At 50.7% G+C, this 22,163-nt stretch carries 17 protein-coding genes; 12 read left to right on the forward strand and 5 right to left on the reverse strand.

Features of this window, described 5'->3' with window-relative positions; genetic code table 11:
- The 3 genes from O3681_RS05030 to O3681_RS05040 all read left to right on the forward strand — a co-directional run bounded on the left by O3681_RS05030 (position 1) and on the right by O3681_RS05040 (position 1,977).
- A complete protein-coding gene (locus O3681_RS05030) occupies positions 1-315 on the forward strand; it encodes a hypothetical protein (RefSeq protein WP_070504477.1) in 315 nt (104 codons plus the stop codon).
- Entirely contained in the window at positions 312-710 is a 399-nt protein-coding gene (locus tag O3681_RS05035; protein ID WP_371459426.1) for an HIT family protein, read from the forward strand. The genes O3681_RS05030 and O3681_RS05035 overlap by 4 nt, the downstream gene beginning before the upstream one ends.
- A 73-nt stretch (positions 711-783) precedes the next feature.
- Positions 784-1,977 (forward strand): LD-carboxypeptidase, encoded by a 1,194-nt coding sequence (locus O3681_RS05040; protein WP_070504482.1) that lies wholly within the window; start codon positions 784-786, stop codon positions 1,975-1,977.
- A gap of 61 nt (positions 1,978-2,038) precedes the next feature.
- Here O3681_RS05040 and serC read toward each other — a convergent pair whose 3' ends face one another.
- Complete coding sequence (gene serC, locus O3681_RS05045) at positions 2,039-3,145, reverse strand: phosphoserine transaminase (protein ID WP_107723603.1); 1,107 nt, start codon at positions 3,143-3,145, stop codon at positions 2,039-2,041.
- Between the two features lie 343 nt (positions 3,146-3,488).
- Here serC and rimP point away from each other — a divergent pair, with 343 nt between their 5' ends.
- From rimP to O3681_RS05070, 5 genes are all read left to right on the forward strand, one after another.
- Positions 3,489-3,920, forward strand: coding sequence for a ribosome maturation factor RimP (rimP, locus tag O3681_RS05050; RefSeq protein ID WP_199903854.1), 432 nt, complete (start codon positions 3,489-3,491; stop codon positions 3,918-3,920).
- Positions 3,921-3,947: 27 nt separating this feature from the next.
- Positions 3,948-5,453 (forward strand): transcription termination factor NusA, encoded by a 1,506-nt coding sequence (gene nusA / locus O3681_RS05055; protein WP_003678742.1) that lies wholly within the window; start codon positions 3,948-3,950, stop codon positions 5,451-5,453.
- Between the two features lie 11 nt (positions 5,454-5,464).
- Positions 5,465-8,359, forward strand: coding sequence for a translation initiation factor IF-2 (gene infB, locus O3681_RS05060; protein ID WP_107723606.1), 2,895 nt, complete (start codon positions 5,465-5,467; stop codon positions 8,357-8,359).
- A gap of 351 nt (positions 8,360-8,710) precedes the next feature.
- Positions 8,711-11,449, forward strand: a complete 2,739-nt coding sequence (locus tag O3681_RS05065) for a calcium-binding protein (protein ID WP_371459427.1) — start codon at positions 8,711-8,713, stop codon at positions 11,447-11,449.
- Between the two features lie 110 nt (positions 11,450-11,559).
- Positions 11,560-12,117 (forward strand): nitroreductase family protein, encoded by a 558-nt coding sequence (locus tag O3681_RS05070; RefSeq protein ID WP_371459428.1) that lies wholly within the window; start codon positions 11,560-11,562, stop codon positions 12,115-12,117.
- A gap of 80 nt (positions 12,118-12,197) precedes the next feature.
- On the opposite strand, the gene O3681_RS05075 is transcribed toward O3681_RS05070, so the two are convergent.
- From O3681_RS05075 to yajC, 4 genes are all read right to left on the reverse strand, one after another.
- Positions 12,198-13,079 (reverse strand): carbohydrate kinase, encoded by an 882-nt coding sequence (locus O3681_RS05075; protein ID WP_049330901.1) that lies wholly within the window; start codon positions 13,077-13,079, stop codon positions 12,198-12,200.
- A gap of 324 nt (positions 13,080-13,403) precedes the next feature.
- Positions 13,404-14,339: a protein translocase subunit SecF gene (gene secF / locus O3681_RS05080; protein ID WP_003686183.1), complete on the reverse strand. Its 936-nt coding sequence runs from the start codon at positions 14,337-14,339 to the stop codon at positions 13,404-13,406.
- Positions 14,340-14,342: 3 nt separating this feature from the next.
- Positions 14,343-16,196 carry a protein translocase subunit SecD gene (gene secD, locus O3681_RS05085; RefSeq protein WP_371459429.1) on the reverse strand — a complete coding sequence of 618 codons (1,854 nt, stop codon included), beginning with the start codon at positions 16,194-16,196 and terminating at the stop codon, positions 14,343-14,345.
- A 75-nt stretch (positions 16,197-16,271) separates the two neighbouring features.
- Complete coding sequence (gene yajC, locus O3681_RS05090) at positions 16,272-16,538, reverse strand: preprotein translocase subunit YajC (protein WP_003675720.1); 267 nt, start codon at positions 16,536-16,538, stop codon at positions 16,272-16,274.
- A gap of 177 nt (positions 16,539-16,715) precedes the next feature.
- On the opposite strand from yajC, the gene O3681_RS05095 reads away from it, so the two are divergent.
- From O3681_RS05095 to O3681_RS05110, 4 genes are all read left to right on the forward strand, one after another.
- Complete coding sequence (locus O3681_RS05095) at positions 16,716-17,774, forward strand: histone deacetylase family protein (RefSeq protein ID WP_371459430.1); 1,059 nt, start codon at positions 16,716-16,718, stop codon at positions 17,772-17,774.
- A 234-nt stretch (positions 17,775-18,008) separates the two neighbouring features.
- Positions 18,009-19,073 (forward strand): 2,3-butanediol dehydrogenase, encoded by a 1,065-nt coding sequence (locus tag O3681_RS05100; protein ID WP_003745670.1) that lies wholly within the window; start codon positions 18,009-18,011, stop codon positions 19,071-19,073.
- A gap of 118 nt (positions 19,074-19,191) precedes the next feature.
- Positions 19,192-20,334, forward strand: coding sequence for an NADH-dependent flavin oxidoreductase (locus tag O3681_RS05105; RefSeq protein WP_371459431.1), 1,143 nt, complete (start codon positions 19,192-19,194; stop codon positions 20,332-20,334).
- A 213-nt stretch (positions 20,335-20,547) separates the two neighbouring features.
- On the forward strand, positions 20,548-22,143 hold the full coding sequence (locus O3681_RS05110) for a peptide chain release factor 3 (RefSeq protein ID WP_070645472.1): 1,596 nt from the start codon (positions 20,548-20,550) through the stop codon (positions 22,141-22,143).
- The last annotated feature ends 20 nt before the right edge of the window (positions 22,144-22,163 follow it).

Here is a 22,163-nt window from a genome sequence, read left to right on the forward strand (position 1 = left end):
ATGACTGCACTCAAACATCTCAAACCATTCTTTTGGATTGCTATCATTGCATTGATTTGTGTGACACCAAAAGCACTTATGTTCGCCTATTCGCCCTTTCATGATGTCAATGATTATTTTAACTTTGGATTGTGCGATCACATTGAGAGTGCCGAAGAATGTGACGACTTAATCACGCCTTCCTATTTATTTTGGTGGTTTATACCCAAACCGTGGCTTTTCGCATTCATCACGCTGACTGCTATTTACCTCGTTCTAAAAATTCTGATTGAAATCATCCGATTCCTATTCAGACTGAGAAAGAAAAACCCATGACCTGCCCCATCTGCACTGCCGACAACGAAGACATTTTGCTGCAAACGCCCAACCTGCACGTTATCGCCGTCCACAACGAAGTCGGCGCACCGGCATTCTGCCGCGTGATTTGGAATGACCATGTTTCCGAGATGACCGACCTTTCCCCTGCCGAACGCAACGAAATCATGGAAATGGTGTATCAAGTTGAAGCCGCAATGCGCCAAGTCTTCCGCCCGGCCAAAATCAATTTGGCCAGCCTCGGCAATGTTGTGCCCCATCTGCATTGGCACGTCATCGCCCGCTTTGAAAACGACGCCAACTTCCCCGCGCCGATTTGGGCCGCGCCCGTACGCGAACACGGTATGGCCTTGCCTGAAAACTGGCCGGAACAAATCAAAAACTTAATCGCTTAAACTTTCAGACGGCCTGTAAGGTCCGACACGCCAAGTTCAGGCCGTCTGAACATATAACGAAAGGAAAACCTCAATGAACTCCACCACGCGCCGCCATTTCCTGCGTACCTGCTCTGCCGCGGCAGGCGCAGGGTTGTTGCAAGCCTGCGGCACAGGCACGACCACCACGCCGCAAACAAAAACCACTTCTACCACCGCGAAAGCCAAAACCGTGCAACCTAAGCAACCCCATCCGCCACGTTCCGGCGACAACCTCCTGCGCGTTGTTGCGCCGTCAGGCTTCGCCGAAGACCCCAACCGCGTAACCACCGGCCTGACCCGCCTCTACAACGCAGGCTTTACCGTGACCAACCAACAGGCAGGCAGCCGCCGTTACCAACGCTTTGCCGGCAGCGACGCCCAACGCGCCGCCGACTTCCAAGAAGTTGCCAGCGGCCGCGTCGAAACGCCTAAAGTCTTGATGGGCCTGCGCGGCGGCTACGGCGCGGCACGCATCCTGCCGCAAATCGACTTTGCCTCACTCGGCGCCAGAATGCGCGAACGCGGCACATTGTTCTTCGGTTTCAGCGACGTGTGCGCCGTCCAACTCGCCCTGTTGGCCAAAGGCAATATGATGAGCTTTGCAGGCCCAATGGTGTACAGCGAATTCGGCAAAGCAGACCCCAGCGTCTTTACCATGGATTCTTTCATCCGCGGCACAACCAACAACGTCAACATCATTGATGTTCCGACCATCCAACGCGCCGATGTCAACGTAGAAGGCACATTGTGGGGCGGCAACCTCAGCGTTCTCGCCTCCCTCGCCGGCACGCCCTACATGCCCGACATTCAAGGCGGCATCCTCTTTATCGAAGACGTCAGCGAGCAACCCTACCGCATCGAGCGCATGCTCAATACGCTTTATCTGTCAGGTGTTTTGCAAAAACAACGCGCTATCATCTTCGGCGATTTCCGCATGGGTACCATCCGCGACGTGTACGACTCCAGCTACGATTTCTCCGCCGTCGTCAACCACATTTCGCGCACCGCCAAAATTCCTGTGTTGACCGGTTTCCCATTCGGCCACATCACCAACAAAACCACTTTCCCGTTGGGCGCGTATGCCAAAATCCGCAGTACCGGCAACGGCGGTTATTCCGTTACCTTCAGCGGCTACCCTACGCTGAACCCTTCCGCGCTGACACTCGACAGCCTGCTGCCGCCTCCTGTTCCGACTTACGACAGCACCATCTACCGCGACAGCATCACTGAAGAAGTCACCGAATAAGGCTTGTTCAAATCAAAAGGCCGTCTGAAACCCAGTTTCAGACGGCCTTTTTATCTTCATCTTAACCGTAACGCCGTTGAAAATCTTTCATAAAGTCGGCCAACGCGTTCACACCTTCAAGCGGCATCGCATTGTAAATGCTGGCACGCATACCGCCGACGGTTTTATAGCCCTTAAGCAGGCACAAGCCCTGCAACTCTGCTTCCAACACAAAGCGGCGGTCCAAGTCTTCGCTTGCGGTTTTGAAGACCACGTTCATTTTGGAGCGCGCATCAGGATGAATATCGTTGATGTAAAAACCGCCGCTGCCATCTATCGTCTCATACAAGGTGTGCGCCTTTATTCGATTGACCGCTTCAATTTTTTTCACACCGCCCTGCGTTTGCAGCCAGCGGAACACCAAACCCGACATATAAATCGCATAGGTAGACGGCGTGTTGTACATACCGTCGCGGTTGATGTGGGAGCGGTAGTTGAACACATCGGGAATATCGTTCGGACAACGCTCCAGCAAATCCTCGCGGATAATGACCACTGTCGCACCGGCAGGGCCGATATTTTTTTGCGCGCCGGCATAAATCAAGCCGTAATCGGACACATTAAACTCACGAGACAAAATCTCGCTCGACATATCACACACCAGCGGTGGCAGGCCATCTGAAAGTTTGGGGACGTTTTGATACTGCAAGCCGTTTACGGTCTCATTAATCGCAAAATGAACAAACGCGGAATTTGGGTTGACATCCCAATCCTCCACCGCAGGCAGGTTTTTATAGGCATATTGCTCGCCACCATGCGCGGCCAAACGGATTTCGGCATTACTCAAACGGCTCATCTGTTCATAGGCAATACGGCTCCAGTTGCCCGTTACCACCGCGTCGGCAGTCGCAAAACCGTGCGCCAAATTCATGGCCGCCATATTAAATTGCGTGGTCGCGCCACCCTGTAAAAACAGGATTTTATAGTTGGACGGAATATTCAAAAGCTGGCGCAAGTCTTGTTCGGCATGATGCAGAATACTCAAAAACATATCCGAACGGTGGCTCATCGCCATCACAGGGAAACCCGTACCGTTGTAGTCGAGCATTTCCTGTTGTGCGGTACGCAATACCGCTTCCGGCAATACGGCAGGACCTGCGGAAAAATTGTAAATCGGGTGTGCGGACATGGCGGCCTTCTTTCTTATTCGGTGGGTATGAAGAAATTGTAGAACCGCCTTGCACATTGTGCAAGCACGAAAAATCCGGAAATACAAGGCCGTCTGAAAACAAAGCAATACCAATTATTTGTTTTCCAAAATAATTTTAGAAACACCATATCAAAACTTGTCAACAATTTCCTTTTCAGGCGGCCTCAACCCTCCCCTTTACATTTAAGCAATCACTTCAAAAAATCCACGCCAAATCAACACTTTTCTTTTATCTTGAAAACAGTTATAATAGGGCCATTTTTCAAATCACACGAAAAATGGCCGCGCGGCCATTTTTTTGTTTATGTACTTCTGGAGAAGCATGGATATTCAAAGCATTCTTGATAAAACCCTGCCCGGCTTGGGCTACGAGCTGGTCGATTTCGAACTGACCGCACAAGGCGATTTGCGCGTTTTCATCGATAAAGAAGGCGGCATCACCGTCGAAGACTGCGCCACCGTCAGCAACCATCTGAGCCGCGTGTTTATGGTTGAAGACATCGACTACAAACGTTTGGAAATCTCCAGCCCGGGCCTTGACCGCCCGCTGAAAAAAGCCGCCGATTTCATGCGCTTTGCCGGCCAGAACGCCAAAATCAAAACACGCCTGCCGATTGATGGTCAGAAAAACTTCATCGGCCGTATCGAATCTTGCGAAAACGACATCGTTACCGTCTCTTTCGACGGCAAAACTGCCCAAATCGAATTGAGCAATATCGACAAAGCCCGTTTGCGCCCCGAATTTAAATTTTAAAAACCGATTACTTGGAGATTCTAGAAAATGAGTCGCGAAATGTTACAGCTGGCCGAAGCGCTGGCAAGTGAAAAAAACGTTGAAACGGAAGTCGTATTCAAAGCCCTTGAATTCGCCCTCTCTACTGCTGCCAAGAAAAAAGCCGACCGCGAGCACATGGACGTGCGCGTCGAAATCGACCGCGATACCGGCGAATACCAAACCTTCCGCCGCTGGCTGATTGTTGCCGATGAAGACTACACCTACCCCGACGTAGAAAAAACCATCGAGGAAATCCAAGAAGAAATTCCCGGCACCACCATCCAAATCGGCGAATACTACGAAGAGCAGCTGCCAAACGAAGGTTTTGGCCGCCAAGCCGCGCAAACTGCCAAACAAATCATCCTGCAACGCATCCGTGATGCGGAGCGCGAGCAAAACCTGAACGAGTTCCTCGCTTCTAAAGAAGACATCGTTTCCGGTACGGTAAAACGCGTCGAGCGCCACGGCATCATCGTTGAAGTCGTCGCAGGCAAACTCGACGCACTGATTCCGCGCGAAGAAATGATTCCGCGCGAGAACTTCCGCAGCGGCGACCGCATCCGCGCCCTCTTCCTGCGTGTGGACGAAATTGGCAATACCGGCCGCAAACAAGTCATTTTGAGCCGTACCAGCGGCGACTTCTTGGCCAAACTCTACGCCAACGAAGTGCCTGAAATTGCAGACGGCCTGTTGGAAATCCGCGAAGTAGCACGCGATCCCGGCCAACGCGCCAAAGTTGCCGTTAAAGCCAACGACCAACGCATCGACCCGCAAGGTACTTGTATCGGCGTGCGCGGTTCCCGTGTTAACGCTGTGAGTAACGAATTGTCCGGCGAACGCATCGACATCGTATTGTGGTCTCCTGAGCCTGCCCAATTCGTGATGAATGCGCTGTCTCCTGCCGAAGTGAGCCGCATCGTGATTGATGAAGACAAACACGCCGTTGACGTGATCGTTGATGAAAACCAACTGGCGCTGGCCATCGGCCGCGGCGGTCAAAACGTCCGCCTGGCTTCCATCCTGACCGGCTGGCAGCTGAACATCATGACCGTTGAAGAAGCAGACGAACGCAATGCCGCTGAAGACGCCGTTATCCGCAACCTCTTCACCACCCACTTGAACATCGACGACGAAACCGCCGATATTTTGGTGGAAGAAGGCTTTGCCACATTGGAAGAAGTTGCTTACGTTCCAGCGGCAGAATTGCTCTCGATTGACGGCTTTGACGAAGAAATCGTTGAAACCCTGCGTAACCGCGCACGCGACGCGATCCTGACCATTACCATCGCCGCAGAAGAAAAACTGGGTGAAGTGTCTGAAGACATGCGCAATTTGGACGGCGTAGATTCCGATATGTTGCGCAAACTGGCCGAAGCCGGAGTTACCCAACGCGATGATCTGGCCGAATTGTCTGTTGACGAATTGGTCGAAATTACCGGTGTTGACGAAGAAGAAGCCAAAAAAGTGATTTTGGCTGCACGCGAACACTGGTTTACTGAAGAAAACAACTAAGGGGGTACTGAATGAGTAATACAACCGTAGCGCAATTTGCCGCCGAACTAAACCGCCCCGTCGATGATTTGCTTAAACAATTGAAAGAAGCCGGGGTCAATAAAAACAGCGGTAATGACAGCATAACCACTGACGACAAACAACTGTTGACTGCTTACCTGCAAAAGAAAAACGGCAGCAACAGCGGCACCATCAGCATCCGCCGCAAAAAAACCGAAGTCAGCACCGTTGACGGCGTAAAAGTGGAAACACGCCGCCGCAGCCGTGCCGTTACCATTCCTTCTTCCGAAGAATTGGCAGCGGAAGCCAAAGCCAAAGTAGCAGCGGAAAACCAAAAAGCCGAAGCAGAAAAAGCAGCCGCTCAAGCTGCCGAAGAAAAAGCCAAAGCTGAAGCAGAAGCTGCCGCAAAGGCCGAAGCCCGTGCCAAAGCAGAGGCCGAAGCAGCCAGACTGAAAGCAGCCAAAGCCGCACCAAAAGCGGAAGGCAAACCTGCCGAAGCCAAAAAAGAAGAAGCCAAACCGGTTGAAGCCGTAGAAGCCAAGGCCGAAGCAAAAGTTGAAGCTAAAGCAGACAACAAGCCGTCTGAAAAATCCGTTGAAGCTGAAAAACCAGCCGAAGCCAAAAAACCTGCCAAAGCCAAACAAGACAAAGGCGGCAAAGGCAAAGAAGCGAAAAAAGCAGCCAAACCTGCCGCTCCTGCCGTACCGCAACCTGTCGTCAGCGTGGAAGAACAGGCTCAACGCGATGAAGAGGCCCGTCGTGCCGCCGCCCTGCGTGCGCACCAAGAAGCCTTGTTGAAAGAAAAACAAGAGCGTCAAGCACGCCGCGAAGCCATGAAACAACAGGCCGATCAAGACTCAAAACCTACTAAAGAAGCCAAATCAGGCGAACGCAACAAACCTGCCGAGAAAGCAAAAGCGGCATCCGGCGAAGGCAAATCCGAACACAACGCGCGCGGTAAAAAAGAAGACCGTCGTGACCGTGACGAAGAAAACCAAGGCCGTAACGCCAAAGGCAAAGGCGGCAAAGGTGGCCGTGACCGCAACAATGCACGCAATGGCGAGGACGAACGCGTACGCGGCGGCAAAAAAGGCAAAAAACTCAAACTTGAGCCAAACCAACACGCCTTCCAAGCGCCGACCGAACCTGTCGTACACGAAGTTTTGGTACCTGAAACCATTACCGTTGCCGACTTGGCACACAAAATGGCCGTTAAAGGCGTCGAAGTGGTGAAAGCCCTGATGAAAATGGGCATGATGGTAACCATCAACCAATCTATCGACCAAGACACTGCCCTGATTGTGGTGGAAGAACTCGGCCATATCGGCAAACCTGCCGCAGCCGACGACCCTGAAGCATTCTTGGATGAAGGCGTTGAAGCAGTAGAAGCCGAAGCATTGCCGCGTCCACCGGTTGTTACCGTGATGGGTCACGTTGACCACGGTAAAACTTCCCTGCTGGACTACATCCGCCGCGCCAAAGTGGTACAAGGCGAAGCGGGCGGCATTACCCAACACATCGGTGCATACCACGTTGAAACCCCTCGCGGCGTGATTACCTTCTTGGATACTCCGGGTCACGAAGCGTTTACCGCCATGCGTGCGCGCGGTGCGAAAGCAACCGATATCGTGATTCTTGTTGTAGCAGCCGACGACGGCGTGATGCCGCAAACCATCGAGGCGATTGCCCACGCCAAAGCCGCGGGCGTACCGATGGTGGTTGCCGTTAACAAAATCGATAAAGAAGCCGCCAACCCAGAGCGTATCCGCCAAGAGCTGACTGCACACGAAGTCGTGCCTGACGAATGGGGCGGCGATGTACAGTTTATCGACGTTTCCGCTAAAAAAGGCCTGAACATCGATGCATTGCTCGAGGCAGTCTTGCTCGAAGCCGAAGTTTTGGAACTGACTGCCCCAGTCGATGCACCTGCAAAAGGCATCATCGTTGAGGCACGTTTGGACAAAGGCCGCGGCGCAGTTGCCACATTACTGGTTCAAAGCGGTACGCTGAAAAAAGGCGATATGCTGCTGGCCGGTACTGCATTCGGTAAAATCCGTGCGATGGTTGACGAAAACGGCAAAGCCATCAATGAAGCCGGCCCTTCTATCCCTGTCGAAATCCTCGGCTTGTCCGACGTACCGAACGCAGGCGAAGACGCAATGGTATTGGCCGACGAGAAAAAAGCGCGCGAAATCGCCCTCTTCCGTCAAGGCAAATACCGCGACGTGCGCTTGGCTAAACAACAGGCTGCGAAACTGGAAAACATGTTCAACAACATGGGCGAAAACCAAGCCCAATCCTTGTCTGTCATCATCAAGGCAGACGTACAAGGTTCTTACGAAGCTTTGGCGGGCAGCCTGAAAAAACTGTCCACCGACGAAGTGAAAGTGAACGTGTTGCACAGCGGCGTTGGCGGCATTACCGAATCTGATGTCAACTTGGCCATTGCTTCCGGCGCATTCATCATCGGCTTTAACGTCCGTGCAGATGCTTCCGCACGCAAACTGGCTGAGAATGAAAACGTGGAAATCCGTTACTACAACATCATTTACGATGCCATCGACGACGTGAAAGCCGCCATGAGCGGTATGCTCTCTCCGGAAGAGAAAGAGCAAGTAACCGGTACGGTCGAAATCCGTCAGGTCATCTCCGTTTCCAAAGTCGGCAATATTGCAGGCTGTATGGTTACCGACGGTGTGGTCAAACGCGATTCCCATGTCCGCCTCATCCGCAACAACGTGGTTATCCATACCGGCGAGCTGTCTTCTTTGAAACGCTACAAAGATGACGTCAAAGAAGTCCGCATGGGCTTCGAGTGTGGTCTGATGCTCAAAGGCTACAACGAGATTATGGAAGGCGACCAACTCGAATGTTTCGACATCGTCGAAGTTGCCCGTACTCTGTAATCAGACAGGCCGTCTGAAAAATCAGAAGCAGGTTTTGCAATGCGAAACCTGCTTCTTTTTTTTCAGACGGCCTTTTTACAACCATTCATAGTTTGAAACTATGGAAATTGATGTGTGGTATATAAGAAACAAAACAGCCGCACAAGGCAAAGCCATTTGGCAAAAGAATAGACGGCAAACTAAGCCTGATAAGGCTCTCTATATATTGTCATATCTTAACGTTTCTGTTGTTTTTATCAAATTTCGGCACTAGTATATACAGCCTAAACACAATACAAATTAAGCAATACCGGCCATATGCCGGATACGTTTACTTCCTTGTTACTCTCATCAATATCTAAAGAAAATATCATGATAATCGAAAAAGCAATGCGCATCCGCAATGCGCAATTTGAATTACGACATTTAGAGCAATTGCAGCCATCTCCCCTTGCACAAGCAACAACAGGTACTTCGAGAGATGACGTTTATTATGTAACCCGCAACGACGATAAAATCATTGAAAACCCAAATGGAGGCGATGATACGGTTTACAGCAACGTCAGCTATACCCTTCCAAACCACGTTGAAAACCTTGTTTTGACCGGTACAGCCAACATCTTCGGCGCAGGCAACAACAGCAACAACATCCTCATCGGCAATGAAGGCCGCAACCGCCTCAACAGCGGCCGCGGTGACGACATCGTTTACAGCGGCGGCGGCAACGATTTCATCAACGGCGGAGAAGGCAACGACCATCTTTTTGGTGAAACAGGCAATGACACCCTCAACGGCGAAGCAGGCAATGATGTGCTTGAAGGTGGCGAAGGCGACGATACCTACCTTTTCTCTGCAAAAAGCGAGCAAGACACCATCATCGACAATCAAGGCCACAACAGCATCCGCTTTCATACCGACCTGAGCCTTAACGATTTAACCGTTGAAGTCCGAAACAATGAAACCGGCGGTCATGACTGGCTGATTGCCGTGAAAAACAGCAACGCCGTTTTAACCATCAAAAACCAATACACTCAAAACGGTACAACACCGGCAGTCTCCCAATTCATCATCGGCACACAAAAACTGGATGTAAACAGCTTTGCCAAATATTTCGATATTTCCCTGACTGAGCATACCGAAAGCGGTCAAACCATCGATGGTAGCGACGGCAATGACCACCTGATCGGCACATCCGGTGATGATATTATCGACGGCAAGGCCGGTTCCGACATTATGGAAGGTGGGGACGGCAATGATACTTACTACATTGATGATGTAAAAGATGTGGTGATTGAAAAAGCCGGCGGCGGCGAAGATACCGTATTCAGCAGCATTTCCCATACTGCCGCTACCCACGTCGAAAATGTTACCTTGACCGGCTCAGCCAATATTTTTGCCGCCGGCAACAATAGCAATAACATTCTGACCGGTAACGAAGGCCGCAACCGCCTCAACAGCGGACGCGGTGATGATACCGTTTACGGCATGGGTGGCAACGACAACCTCAATGGCGGCGACGGCAACGATTATCTGGATGGCGGCGACGGTAACGATGTCATCAACGGTGATGCTGGCGACGACATTTTGCTGGGCGGCAACGGCAAAGACATTCTGAAAGGCGGTGCCGGAAACGATACCTATATCTACGGCGACAACGATACCATTATCGACAACCACGGCATCAATACCCTCAAGTTCTCAGACGGCCTGAACAATGCCAAGCTCAACCTGAAGACCATTCATAACGATGATGGCAGCCAAAGCTGGGAAATTACTTCGGAGCAAGGTTCAGCCTTGATTCAAAACCAAATCGGCGCGGATGGCAGCATCTCCATCGACCGTTTCCAATTCAACGACCAAACTTACACTGCCGCGCAGTTCCAACAAGCCTTCCAAGCACTGAAAGCCGAAGCCATTAAATTTGTCGGCACAAACGGCGACGATACCTTGCATGGCAATGCAGGCAACAATGAAATCGACGGCGGCAACGACGGCCATGACACCCTTTATGGCCACGACGGCGATGACATCTTGCGCGAACACAGCGAAACCTATTACGGCAACGAACCCGCTTCCGACGATAAACTCTACGGCGGCAACGGTAACGACAAACTCTATGCCCATGTCGGCGCCGACTTTCTCGACGGCGGCGCAGGCAATGATTATCTGGAAGGCGGTGAACACAACGATACCTATGTTTTCGGAAAAGGTTACGGCCATGACACCATTTTCGACTACAACTTCGGTTTCGACAACGAGGCTGGCCTGCACACGCTCAACGCCAACATCATAAAATTTACCGGCGGCATTACCCTTGATGACCTTGAAATTACCGTTGAAAAAAGTTACGACAAAACCGGGATTGCCGACATGGCCGACAGCAACCAATTTGTCTCCAATCCCCTGTTGGATGGTGATACTTGGCATATCCGCATTAAAGGCACAGACGATGTTTTAACCATCAAAAACCAAAGCGGTATTTATGGTGCGATTTCCGAGTTTCAGTTTGACGGCAATACCTCATACAGCACCGGCGAGCTAATCAACCACTTCAAACTGTCTATCCCGCACATGATCGGCAACACAAACATCGTCCAATACACCGGCCAACCCGTTGAAGAACTCAACCGCGATGTGTACAACAACTTCAACCACACCATCCACGCCGACAGCGACAACAGCGATTTAGATTTGTCGCGTTACACTTCTGTTGTCGAATACAGGGGCAACCGCAGCGATGAAACCATTACTTTGGGCCGAGGCATCAACATCGTCGATACAGCCGGCGGCAACGATACCATTACCGACCCGGGTGCCGACAACACCGTTATCATGTTTGGCAGAAACAGCGGCAACGACACCTTCAATCCGTATGGTGGCAGCGATACCCAAGTCCTTTTCAAAGAAGGGCTTACGCTGAAAGATTTACAGTTGAAAACCGGAGATGATTGGATCTTAACCATCAAAGATACAGGCGACACCCTGACCATCCATGACATTGCCAACAATAATGTCGACAGCTTTGTATTCGGAAACGGTAAGAGCTACACCGCCGACGAAATTAGCAAAGCACTGATTACTGAAAATACACAAAACAACGGTATCCTGTAAAATCCAAAGGCCGTCTGAAACCTTAATTCAGACGGCCTTAATCCTTTGCTGATTTATTTATCTTTCCGCTATATAATTATTCTCATTCTAGTTCACAAGAAAGACTAAAAATGGATGCCTTAAATCTCCTCACCACGCGTCGCTCTTCCAAAAAACTGACTGCTCCGGCACCCAATGCCGAGCAACTGGAACAAATGCTGCAAGCGGCAACGCAAGTTCCTGATCACGGCAATATGCGCCCTTTCCGCTTTACCGTTATTCAAAGCGAAGCCGGCTTGCAACGTTTCCGCGAGCTTTTGAGCAAGACCGTTACCGAACTCAACTTCGGCGATGATGCCATGAAAAAGGCCGAACGCGTCGGCAACATGGCGCCTATGATTATCGGCGTTACATTCGTGCCGAACCGTGAAGTAGCAAAACCCAAACCCGAATGGGAACAAATGTTGACTGCCGGCTGCGCCGCCTACGCATTGCAACTGGCTGCTTCTGCTCAAGGCTTCGACAACGTTTGGATTACGGGCATGTGGGTCAACAGCCCATTGTTGCGCGAAGCATTTGAGTGTGCCGACAAAGACAAAATCATCGGCCTGATGATGATTGGTTCGCCGACCGAAGAAGGAAGCGGCCCGAAAAATACCAACTTAGAATGTTTTACAACTTATTGGTAAAGCCTGAAAATACTAAGGCCGTCTGAAAAACCTGATTTAATGGTTTTTCAGACGGCCTTTTTATATCTCTTGTCAAAATATCAAGCAGGATTCATGAACGCTTCAACTTCTTCCAAAGAAATATCCGCCGTCGCGCCATGACGTGAAGCCACCAATGCACCCAGCGCACAAGCAAAAGCAATGGCTTCTTGAGGAGGCGCATTATTGAGCAGCTTGTAAGTCAAACCACCAAGAAAGCTGTCGCCGGAGCCAACAGTATCCACTACTTTGACGCGGAAACCGCAATGACGGTACAACTCGCCGTCCTTATACAAAACCGCGCCATGACTACCCAAAGTCACACACAAGATTTTGACGCCGGTCAGCTCAACGAGGTAGCCGATATTTTGCTCGATGCTGTGATAAGGAGAACCGTAAGCCGCAGCCAATTCATACAACTCATCATCATTAAGTTTGACCATATCGGACTGTTTCATGGTCTCAAGCAAGCGGTCAATATCGTAATGAGGCTTACGCAGATTAACGTCAAAAATTTTGAATTTGGCTTCTTTCAGCAAAACCGCCAAGCTTTTACGCGAAACCTCGTCGCGGGTTGCCAAGCTGCCAAAAACGAAGGCATCTGATTCTGCCACACGTTTGATTGCCGCATCATCAACCGCAATCCTGTCCCACGCGCAAGGATAAACAATCTCATAAGACGCGCTGCCAGACTTGTCCAAGTGTACTTTCACCAAACTGGTCGCACATTCGTGACAAACCTGCAAATAATCAGTATTGACGTTTTTACTTTGAATTTGACGTAGCAATTCTTCGCCATCGGCATCATCGCCGCGACGACTGATGATGACAGCATCGATACCCAAAGACTGCAAACGGACAGCAACATTCAAGGGTGCACCACCCAATACCTTCCCGTTTGGAAAATCGTCCCACAGCACTTCGCCGAAACTGGTTACTTTCATTCTTGGCCTTCCTTTTTTGAGGTTGATTGGCAGGGTCTGCACTCCCGACAGATTTTTTGCAAATCATGTACTTGTAGTAAAACTCCAGCATCGGGGGCAAAAGTATTATGTTTTAAAATATTGGGACTGACAAGCAATTAAGGGGATATCAGACAATAAACTTGATTCATCACAAAATTATATTGTTCCTATTTTTTCTTTTTCTTTCACATTTATCCCCTCCTATTTCATTAAAACAAAACATTCTGAAATTTAAATACAAAAGGCCGTCTGAAAACTGATTCAATCAATTTTCAGACAGCCTTTATTGAAGTATTACAGCGATTAAACTACAACTTCTTCTTTTTTCTTCACTTCTTTGGCAATGTTCTCACGGCTCAAGCCAAACATCAGCAAGAGCGGGCTGGCAACCAATACGGAAGAGTAAATACCGAACACGATACCGATGGTCAGCGCCATAGAAAAACCGTGCAAGGCCGCACCGCCGAACACCAGCATAGAAACAACCATTGCCTCGGTCGAACCGTGGGTAATGATGGTACGGCTCATGGTCGCGGTAATTGCGTTGTCGATGACTTCCGGCACAGTGTGGCCGCGCATATGCGGCTTACGGAAGTTTTCACGAATACGGTCAAACACCACCACGGATTCGTTCACAGAATAACCCAAAACAGCCAAGATACCTGCCAAGACAGTCAATGAGAATTCCCATTGGAAGAAGGCGAAACAGCCGAGAATAATCACGATATCGTGCATATTCGCAATAATCGCCGATACTGCAAAACGCCACTCAAAACGCATGGACAGGTAAATAATAATACCTGCCACTACGAAGCCCAATGCCATCAAACCATTGGTAACCAATTCTTCACCGACTTGAGGGCCGATGAATTCGACTTGGCGCAAGGTAACATCAGGATTGTCTTTTTTCAGCAAATCCATTACTTGGTTGGACAGCTGTGCAGACGTTACGCCTTCTTTGTTCGGCAGGCGAATCATGATGTGTTTGTTCGTACCCAATGCCTGAACCTGTACATCACCCATTTTCAGCGTATCGAGGCGTTCGCGCGTTTTATTCACATCCACGCCCTGCTGATATTGGACTTCCATCACCGTACCGCCGGTAAATTCGACAGAGAAATTCAAGCCCTTGGTTACCAAAAAGAACACGGCGGCGATAAACGTAACCAACGAAATAAAGGTCGTCAGTTTGCCGTAGCTCATAAACGGAATATCGCGTTTGATTTTAAATAATTCCATGTTTTACTCCTTGCCTTCTGCCATTTTAGCTTTCGGCTTCCACACCGCACCAATGGAAATATTTTGCAATTTGCGGCGACGGCCGTACCACAAGTTGACCAAAGCACGGAACACGACCACGGATGAATACATCGAAGTCAGAATACCGATACAGTGTACGACCGCAAAACCGCGTACAGGACCGGAACCGAATACCAACAAAGCGATACCGGCAATCAGGGAGGTCAAGTTGGAGTCGACAATAGTTGCCCAAGCATGTTGGAAACCGAGGTTGATGGCCTGCTGCGGTACGACACCGGCACGCAGTTCCTCACGGATACGTTCATTAATCAACACGTTGGAGTCAATCGCCATACCCAAGGTCAAAGCCAAGGCGGCAATACCCGGCAAGGTCAGCGTTGCCTGCATGGCAGACAAAATACCCACCAAAAACAAGATATTGGTACTCAAGGCAATGGTAGAGAAGAAACCCATCAAGCGATAGTAAATCACCATGAATGCAGCAACAGCGGCAAAGCCCCACAAGGTAGAGTGGAAACCTTTTTCAATGTTTTCTTTACCCAAAGACGGGCCGATGGTACGTTCTTCGACAATCTGCATCGGTGCGGCCAGCGAACCGGCACGCAGCAACAATGAAGTATCGTTGGCTTCGGCTGTCGTCATGCTGCCGGAAATCTCCACGCGGCCGCCGGTAATGGCGGCACGGATGACAGGTGCGGTAACGACTTCGGATTTACCTTGGTCGATCAACACCATAGCCATACGTTTACCCACATTGGCCGAAGTCAATTCGCCAAAAATGCTGCCGCCCGCACTATCCAGGCTCAGGCTCACGGCAGGCGCGCCCATTTGGTCAAAGCTAGGTTGCGCGTCGTTGATGTTGTCGCCGGTCAGTTCAACTTGTTTGTTGACCAAGATAGTTTCCGGATGATCGCCACCGCTTGACAGCAACTCATAACCAGCCGGTACATTGCCGTTCAAAGCTTCTTGCAATTTGATCGGATCGTCTTCCACCATACGCACTTCCAAAGTCGCGGTACGGCCGATAATGTCTTTGGCTTTGGCAGTATCTTGCACGCCCGGCAGCTGTACGACAATACGGTCAAGGCCGGATTGTTGGATAACCGGTTCGGCTACGCCCAATTCGTTCACACGGTTGTGCAACGTATTGATGTTTTGTTTAACTGCATCAGAACGTACTTTATTGATTGCCTCTTCAGACAAAGTCAGCACGATATTGTTGCCATCCGGCAGCAGCGTGGCTTCAGGGAACAATTTTTGCAACTGAGGCAAGGCTTTTTGTACATCAGTAGCATCTTGCAAAGGCACGATCAGACCGTTTTCAGTCTGATGCACCGTGCCGGTACGGATTTTTTCGCGGCGCAATTCGCGGCGGATGTCGCCGGAATAACGTTCAAACGTTTTCTGCATCGCGGCTTTCATGTCCACCTGCATGGTGAAATGCACGCCGCCGCGCAAGTCCAGACCCAGGAACATCGGATTGGCTTTGATTTTCGCCATCCACTCAGGGCTGTCTGCCAACAGGTTGAGCGCGGTGATATAGCCCTCGCCCAAAGTATTTTCGATGACGTCGCGCGCTTTCAATTGCGTTTCGGTATCTTTGAAACGCACTTTCAGCGAGTTGTCGACGATGAACATACCATCAGTCTGAATACCTGCCTGTTTCAGCGCAGCATCCACTTTAGACTGGGTTTGATCGTTGATCACGATGGCTTGTCGGTTGGTCGATACCTGTACGGCAGGCGTTTCACCGAAAAGGTTGGGCAGCGAGTAAACAGCCGCAACCACAATCGTGAACGCAATCAGCAGGTATTTCCATAAAGGATAACGGTTCATGGTAAACCTTTGCTTTATTTATAAAGGCAAACAGCCGCGCTCGGAAAATGAGGCGGCTTTTTGCAAAAAAACGGATTATTCGGCTTTCGCGGCAATCGCGTTGCGCTCAACTTCCACTTCGATTTTCGCACCTTGACCGATGTCGACAGTGTAGAATTGCTCGCCGACTTTGGTCACACGGCCTTTGAAACCTGCTGCCAAAACGACTTTATCGCCGACTTTCAAAGCGGCCAACATCGCTTGGTGCGCTTTGAATTTCTTTTGTTGAGGACGCATAATCAGGAAGTAGAACACCACCATGATCAGCACTAAAGGGGCAAATTGAGCCACTGCTTGATTCATAATATATCCGTTCTTTCAAGTTTTAGATTAAGTAAAAAACTGCACACTGCAATCAAACACATTGGTTGGACTGCAAAATTGAGCTATTCTAAAGGCCGTCTGAAAAATTTCCAAGCATTTCCGTATTTATTAACCATATTTAGCAGTCTTTACGACTTGTCCGACACATACTGTTCCATGTTCAAAAAAATCCTTTGGCGCATCAGCACCCGCCTACGCCGTTTGCTTGGCAAAAACGCCCGCACCGTATGGATTTCGCATCCGATATTCCTACAGCACCAGCCGGGGCCCAACCATCCCGACAGGCCCGAACGCATCAGCGCCATTCAAACCGCCTTAAAACAAGAAGGCATTTGGCGTCGCCTGCAAACCGCTGAAGCACCCGAAATCAAAGATGCGCAACTGGCATTGGTCCACTCGCGCAATTATCTGCACGAATTGGAAGCCGCCCAGCCGCTCCCCGGTAAAATCCACCGTATCGACGACGATACCGTCATCTGCCACGACTCCCTCCAAGTCGCCCGTTTTGCGGCCGGAGCCGTTGTCAAGGCAGTCGATATGGTGATGAACAAAAAGGCCTGGCATGCTTTTTGCGCCATCCGCCCTCCCGGCCACCATGCCCACAGCAACAGCGCCGGCGGATTTTGCCTGATCAACAACGTTGCCGCCGGCGTGATGCACGCCATTGCCCAATACCGCTTGCAACGCATCGCCATCATCGATTTCGACGTCCACTTCGGCGATGGTACGGCGGAGATTCTCCAAGACGATCCGCGCGTGATGTTTTTCAACCTGTTTGAAACCGACATCTTTCCCTTCCCTCAGGCGGAACAATACGCCGGCAATAAGAATATGCTGCATACGCCCCTCAAACCGGGCACAGGCAGCCGTATCTTCCGCACGACCATCCGCGAACAATGGCTGCCCAAGCTCACGGCCTTCCGCCCCGAGTTGGTGTTGCTTTCGGCAGGTTTTGACGGGCATAAACAAGACGAAACAGGCCGTCTGAACCTGCATGAAGCCGACTTTGCCTGGCTGACGCACAAAATCGTCCAAGCAACGGCAAGCTGTCAAGGACGTGTCATTTCCGTACTGGAGGGCGGATATACCTTGGAATCCATGTCTAAATCCGCCGCCGCCCACATCCGCGTATTGGCGGGCTTAAGCAAGGCCGACTACGTCATCGCCTACCAAAAGCATCTGAAGCGCGGCAAAAGTAACAATCTTACACCATAACGCATTCAAACTATTGCCACAGGCCGTCTGAAAACAGATTATCCATTTCAGACGGCCTTTTTTTTTCATTTACAAACTTTAATTTGAGCAAAGACAAACCATTTCCATATTATCAGTAGTAAAATAACAAACATAAAACATATCAATAAAAACATTTCACACGCCACACTGCTTCCCTTTCCCCAATTGACCGTCTTTTTCAGACGGCCTCCACTTTAAAAAAGGAGCGTTACAATGAAAGCAGCACGTTTTTATAACAAAGGCGACATCCGCATCGAAGACATTCCCGAGCCAACCGTAGCTCCGGGTACTGTCGGCATCAATGTTGCTTGGTGCGGTATCTGCGGTACCGACCTGCACGAATTCATGGAAGGCCCGATTTTCATTCCGCCTTGTGGCCATCCGCACCCAATCTCCGGCGAGTCTGCGCCAGTTACCATGGGTCACGAATTTTCCGGCGTGGTTTATGCCGTCGGCGAAGGCGTGGACGACATCAAAGTCGGCCAACACGTTGTTGTCGAACCCTACATCATCCGCGATGACGTACCGACCGGCGAAGGCAGCAACTACCACCTCTCCAAAGACATGAACTTCATCGGCTTGGGCGGTTGCGGTGGCGGCTTGTCTGAAAAAATCGCCGTCAAACGCCGTTGGGTACACCCTATTTCCGACAAAATCCCATTAGACCAAGCTGCTTTGATTGAGCCTCTGTCTGTCGGCCACCATGCTTATGTACGCAGTGGCGCGAAAGAAGGCGATGTCGCATTGGTCGGCGGCGCAGGTCCAATCGGTTTGCTGTTGGCTGCCGTACTGAAAGCCAAAGGCATCAAAGTCATCATCACCGAATTGAGCAAAGCACGTAAAGACAAAGCACGCGAAGCCGGCGTGGCCGACTACATCCTCGACCCATCCGAAGTCGATGTCGTTGAAGAAGTGAAAAAACTGACCAACGGCGAAGGCGTAGACGTCGCATTCGAATGCACCAGCGTGAACAAAGTGCTGGACACCATGGTCGAAGCATGCCGTCCGACTGCGAAAGTCGTCATCGTATCCATTTGGAGCCACCCCGCTACCATCAACGTCCACAGCGTTGTGATGAAAGAGCTGGACGTGCGCGGCACCATCGCCTACTGCAACGACCACGCCGAAACCATCAAATTGGTTGAAGAAGGCAAAATCAACCTTGAGCCTTTCATCACCCAACGCATCAAACTGGACGAATTGATTTCCGAAGGCTTCGAGCGCTTGATCCACAACAACGAATCCGCAGTAAAAATCATTGTTAATCCTAATCTTTAATCCTAAGGCTTAAAGAATAAACAGGCCGTCTGAAACTTTTCAGACGGCCTGTGTACTTGATAAATTCCTGAATGGCCCAATCCTCTGCCAACCATTCACTTATCAAGAGCAAAATCTCATGAATCCAAAATACGCCCCACTCTTCCAAACATACACCCTCAATAACGGCGTAACCATCAAAAACCGCCTTGTCGTCGCCCCCATGACCCATTTCGGCTCACAAACCGACGGTTTGATCAGCGACCAAGAGCGTACCTTCCTCAGCAACCGTGCAGGCGATATGGGCATGTTTATCACTGCCGCCACTTTGGTTCAAAAAGACGGCAAAGCCTTTCACGGCCAACCTGAAGCCACAGGCGAACACTGCCTCGACAGCCTGAAAGAAACCGCACAAATCCTGCAACAGCAAGGCGCAAAAGCGATTTTGCAAATCCATCACGGCGGTTCCAAAGCCATTGATGACCTTTTGGACGGTCTCGACAAAATCAGCGCTTCTGCCAGCGAAACCGAACACGCACGCGAAGCAACCGCAGAAGAAGTCGAAGTACTCATCGCCTCTTATGCGCAAGCCGCCGATTTGGCGCTTCGTGCCGGTTTTGACGGCGTGGAAATCCACGGCGCGAACGGCTATTTAATCCAACAGTTTTACTCTGCCCAAAGCAACCGCCGCAACGACCAATGGGGCGGCAGCTTGGAAAACAGAATGCGCTTCCCTCTGGCCGTTATCGATGCCGTAGTTGCCGTCCGTGAAAAACACCAGCGCAACGACTTCATCATCGGCTACCGCTTCTCCCCCGAAGAGCCGGGCGATGACGGCTTAACCATGACCGAAACCGGCGCACTGATTGACGCATTGGTACAAAAACCTCTGCAATATCTGCACGTTTCCCTGTGGGAATTTGATAAAAAAATCCGTCGCGGCGGCGATACCGCCCAAACCCGTATGCAGTTTATCCACGAACGCATCAACGGCAAACTGCCGCTTATCGGCGTGGGCAACCTGTTTACCGCCGACCAAATTTTGGCCGCCTATGAAACCGGCTGGGCAGAATTTATCGCATTGGGCAAAACCGTGATGATTAATCCGCACATCGCCACACAAATCCGTGAAGGCCGCGAAGATGAAATCGAAACGCAACTCGATCCAACGCGCGCCGACCATTACGGCCTCCCCGACACCTTGTGGGGATTTGCCTCCAGCGGTACGCAATCATGGCTGCCGCCGGTAAAAGGTGTGGAATGGAAACCGATGGATATTTAATCATCGATTCATAAACAAAGGTCGTCTGAAACTTTTCAGACGGCCTTTGTTTTGGTACAAACATTGAATTATCAAGCATTTTTTTGTACAATTCCGCATCTTTCAATCTATTGCAGGGCGTGTTACACACGCCCTTATTTTAGCCTGTTTTCCAACACCCATATCCTTCAGGCCGTCTGAAAAAACGGCCTGAACCTTTTTGCAAAGAAAACCATGTCCCAAGAAATCCTCGACCAAGTGCGCCGCCGCCGCACGTTTGCCATCATCTCCCACCCTGACGCGGGTAAAACCACGTTGACCGAAAAACTGCTGCTGTTTTCAGGTGCGATTCAAAGCGCGGGTACGGTGAAAGGTAAGAAAACCGGCAAATTCGCTACCTCCGACTGGATGGACATCGAGAAGCAGCGCGGCATTTCCGTGGCTTCGTCCGTGATGCAGTTCGACTACAAAGACCACACCGTCAACCTCTTGGACACGCCGGGACACCAAGACTTCTCCGAAGATACCTACCGCGTATTGACCGCCGTTGACAGCGCCTTGATGGTCATCGACGCGGCAAAAGGCGTGGAAGCGCAAACCATCAAACTTTTGAACGTCTGCCGCCTGCGCAATACGCCGATTGTTACGTTCATGAACAAATACGACCGCGAAGTGCGCGATTCTCTGGAATTGCTGGACGAAGTGGAAAACATCCTGCAAATCCGCTGCGCGCCCGTCACATGGCCTATCGGCATGGGCAAAAACTTCAAAGGCGTGTACCACATCCTGAACGATGAAATCTATCTCTTCGACGCAGGTGGCGAGCGTCTGCCGCACGAGTTCGACATCATCAAAGGCATCGACAATCCTGAATTGGAACAACGCTTTCCATTGGAAATTCAACAGTTGCGCGACGAAATCGAATTGGTGCAGGCGGCTTCCAACGAGTTTAATCTCGACGAATTCCTCGCCGGCGAACTCACACCCGTGTTTTTCGGCTCGGCGATTAACAACTTCGGTATTCAGGAAATCCTCAATTCATTGATTGAATGGGCGCCCGCGCCGAAACCGCGGGATGCGACCGTACGCATGGTCGAGCCGGACGAGCCGAAGTTTTCCGGATTTATCTTCAAAATCCAAGCCAATATGGACCCGAAACACCGCGACCGTATCGCCTTCTTGCGCGTCTGCTCCGGCAAATTCGAGCGCGGCATGAAGATGAAACACCTGCGTATCAACCGCGAAATCGCCGCCTCCAGCGTAGTAACCTTCATGTCCCACGACCGTGAGCTGGTGGAAGAAGCCTACGCCGGCGACATCATCGGCATCCCGAACCACGGCAACATCCAAATCGGCGACAGCTTCTCCGAAGGCGAGCAACTGGCGTTTACCGGCATCCCATTCTTCGCGCCCGAACTGTTCCGCAGCGTACGCATCAAAAATCCGCTGAAAATCAAGCAACTGCAAAAAGGTTTGCAACAGCTTGGCGAAGAAGGCGCGGTACAGGTTTTCAAACCGATGAGCGGCGCAGATTTGATTTTGGGCGCGGTCGGCGTGTTGCAGTTTGAAGTCGTTACCTCGCGCCTCGCCAACGAATACGGCGTAGAAGCCGTCTTTGACAGTGCATCCATCTGGTCGGCGCGCTGGGTATCGTGCGAAGACAAGAAAAAGCTGGCGGAATTTGAAAAAGCCAATGCAGGCAATCTGTCGATAGACGCAGGCGGCAACCTCGCCTACCTCGCGCCTAACCGCGTCAACCTGAATCTGACGCAAGAACGCTGGCCGGACATCGTATTCCACGAAACACGCGAGCATTCGGTTAAACTGTAAAACGCAAAGGCCGTCTGAAA

Source organism: Neisseria sp. 27098_8_158 (genome assembly GCF_041433145.1).
Taxonomy (GTDB): Bacteria; Pseudomonadota; Gammaproteobacteria; order Burkholderiales; family Neisseriaceae; genus Neisseria; species Neisseria subflava_E.

Excerpts from the sequence above, each read along its gene's own strand:
- yajC (WP_003675720.1), bottom strand. The coding sequence starts at position 16,538 with ATGAATCAAGCAGTGGCTCAATTTGCCCCTTTAGTGCTGATCATGGTG.
- O3681_RS05065 (WP_371459427.1), top strand. The coding sequence starts at position 8,711 with ATGATAATCGAAAAAGCAATGCGCATCCGCAATGCGCAATTTGAATTA.
- infB (WP_107723606.1), top strand. The coding sequence starts at position 5,465 with ATGAGTAATACAACCGTAGCGCAATTTGCCGCCGAACTAAACCGCCCC.
- O3681_RS05100 (WP_003745670.1), top strand. The coding sequence starts at position 18,009 with ATGAAAGCAGCACGTTTTTATAACAAAGGCGACATCCGCATCGAAGAC.
- rimP (WP_199903854.1), top strand. The coding sequence starts at position 3,489 with ATGGATATTCAAAGCATTCTTGATAAAACCCTGCCCGGCTTGGGCTAC.
- O3681_RS05040 (WP_070504482.1), top strand. The coding sequence starts at position 784 with ATGAACTCCACCACGCGCCGCCATTTCCTGCGTACCTGCTCTGCCGCG.
- secD (WP_371459429.1), bottom strand. The coding sequence starts at position 16,196 with ATGAACCGTTATCCTTTATGGAAATACCTGCTGATTGCGTTCACGATT.
- serC (WP_107723603.1), bottom strand. The coding sequence starts at position 3,145 with ATGTCCGCACACCCGATTTACAATTTTTCCGCAGGTCCTGCCGTATTG.
- O3681_RS05110 (WP_070645472.1), top strand. The coding sequence starts at position 20,548 with ATGTCCCAAGAAATCCTCGACCAAGTGCGCCGCCGCCGCACGTTTGCC.
- O3681_RS05095 (WP_371459430.1), top strand. The coding sequence starts at position 16,716 with ATGTTCAAAAAAATCCTTTGGCGCATCAGCACCCGCCTACGCCGTTTG.
- secF (WP_003686183.1), bottom strand. The coding sequence starts at position 14,339 with ATGGAATTATTTAAAATCAAACGCGATATTCCGTTTATGAGCTACGGC.
- O3681_RS05030 (WP_070504477.1), top strand. The coding sequence starts at position 1 with ATGACTGCACTCAAACATCTCAAACCATTCTTTTGGATTGCTATCATT.
- O3681_RS05075 (WP_049330901.1), bottom strand. The coding sequence starts at position 13,079 with ATGAAAGTAACCAGTTTCGGCGAAGTGCTGTGGGACGATTTTCCAAAC.
- O3681_RS05070 (WP_371459428.1), top strand. The coding sequence starts at position 11,560 with ATGGATGCCTTAAATCTCCTCACCACGCGTCGCTCTTCCAAAAAACTG.
- O3681_RS05035 (WP_371459426.1), top strand. The coding sequence starts at position 312 with ATGACCTGCCCCATCTGCACTGCCGACAACGAAGACATTTTGCTGCAA.
- O3681_RS05105 (WP_371459431.1), top strand. The coding sequence starts at position 19,192 with ATGAATCCAAAATACGCCCCACTCTTCCAAACATACACCCTCAATAAC.
- nusA (WP_003678742.1), top strand. The coding sequence starts at position 3,948 with ATGAGTCGCGAAATGTTACAGCTGGCCGAAGCGCTGGCAAGTGAAAAA.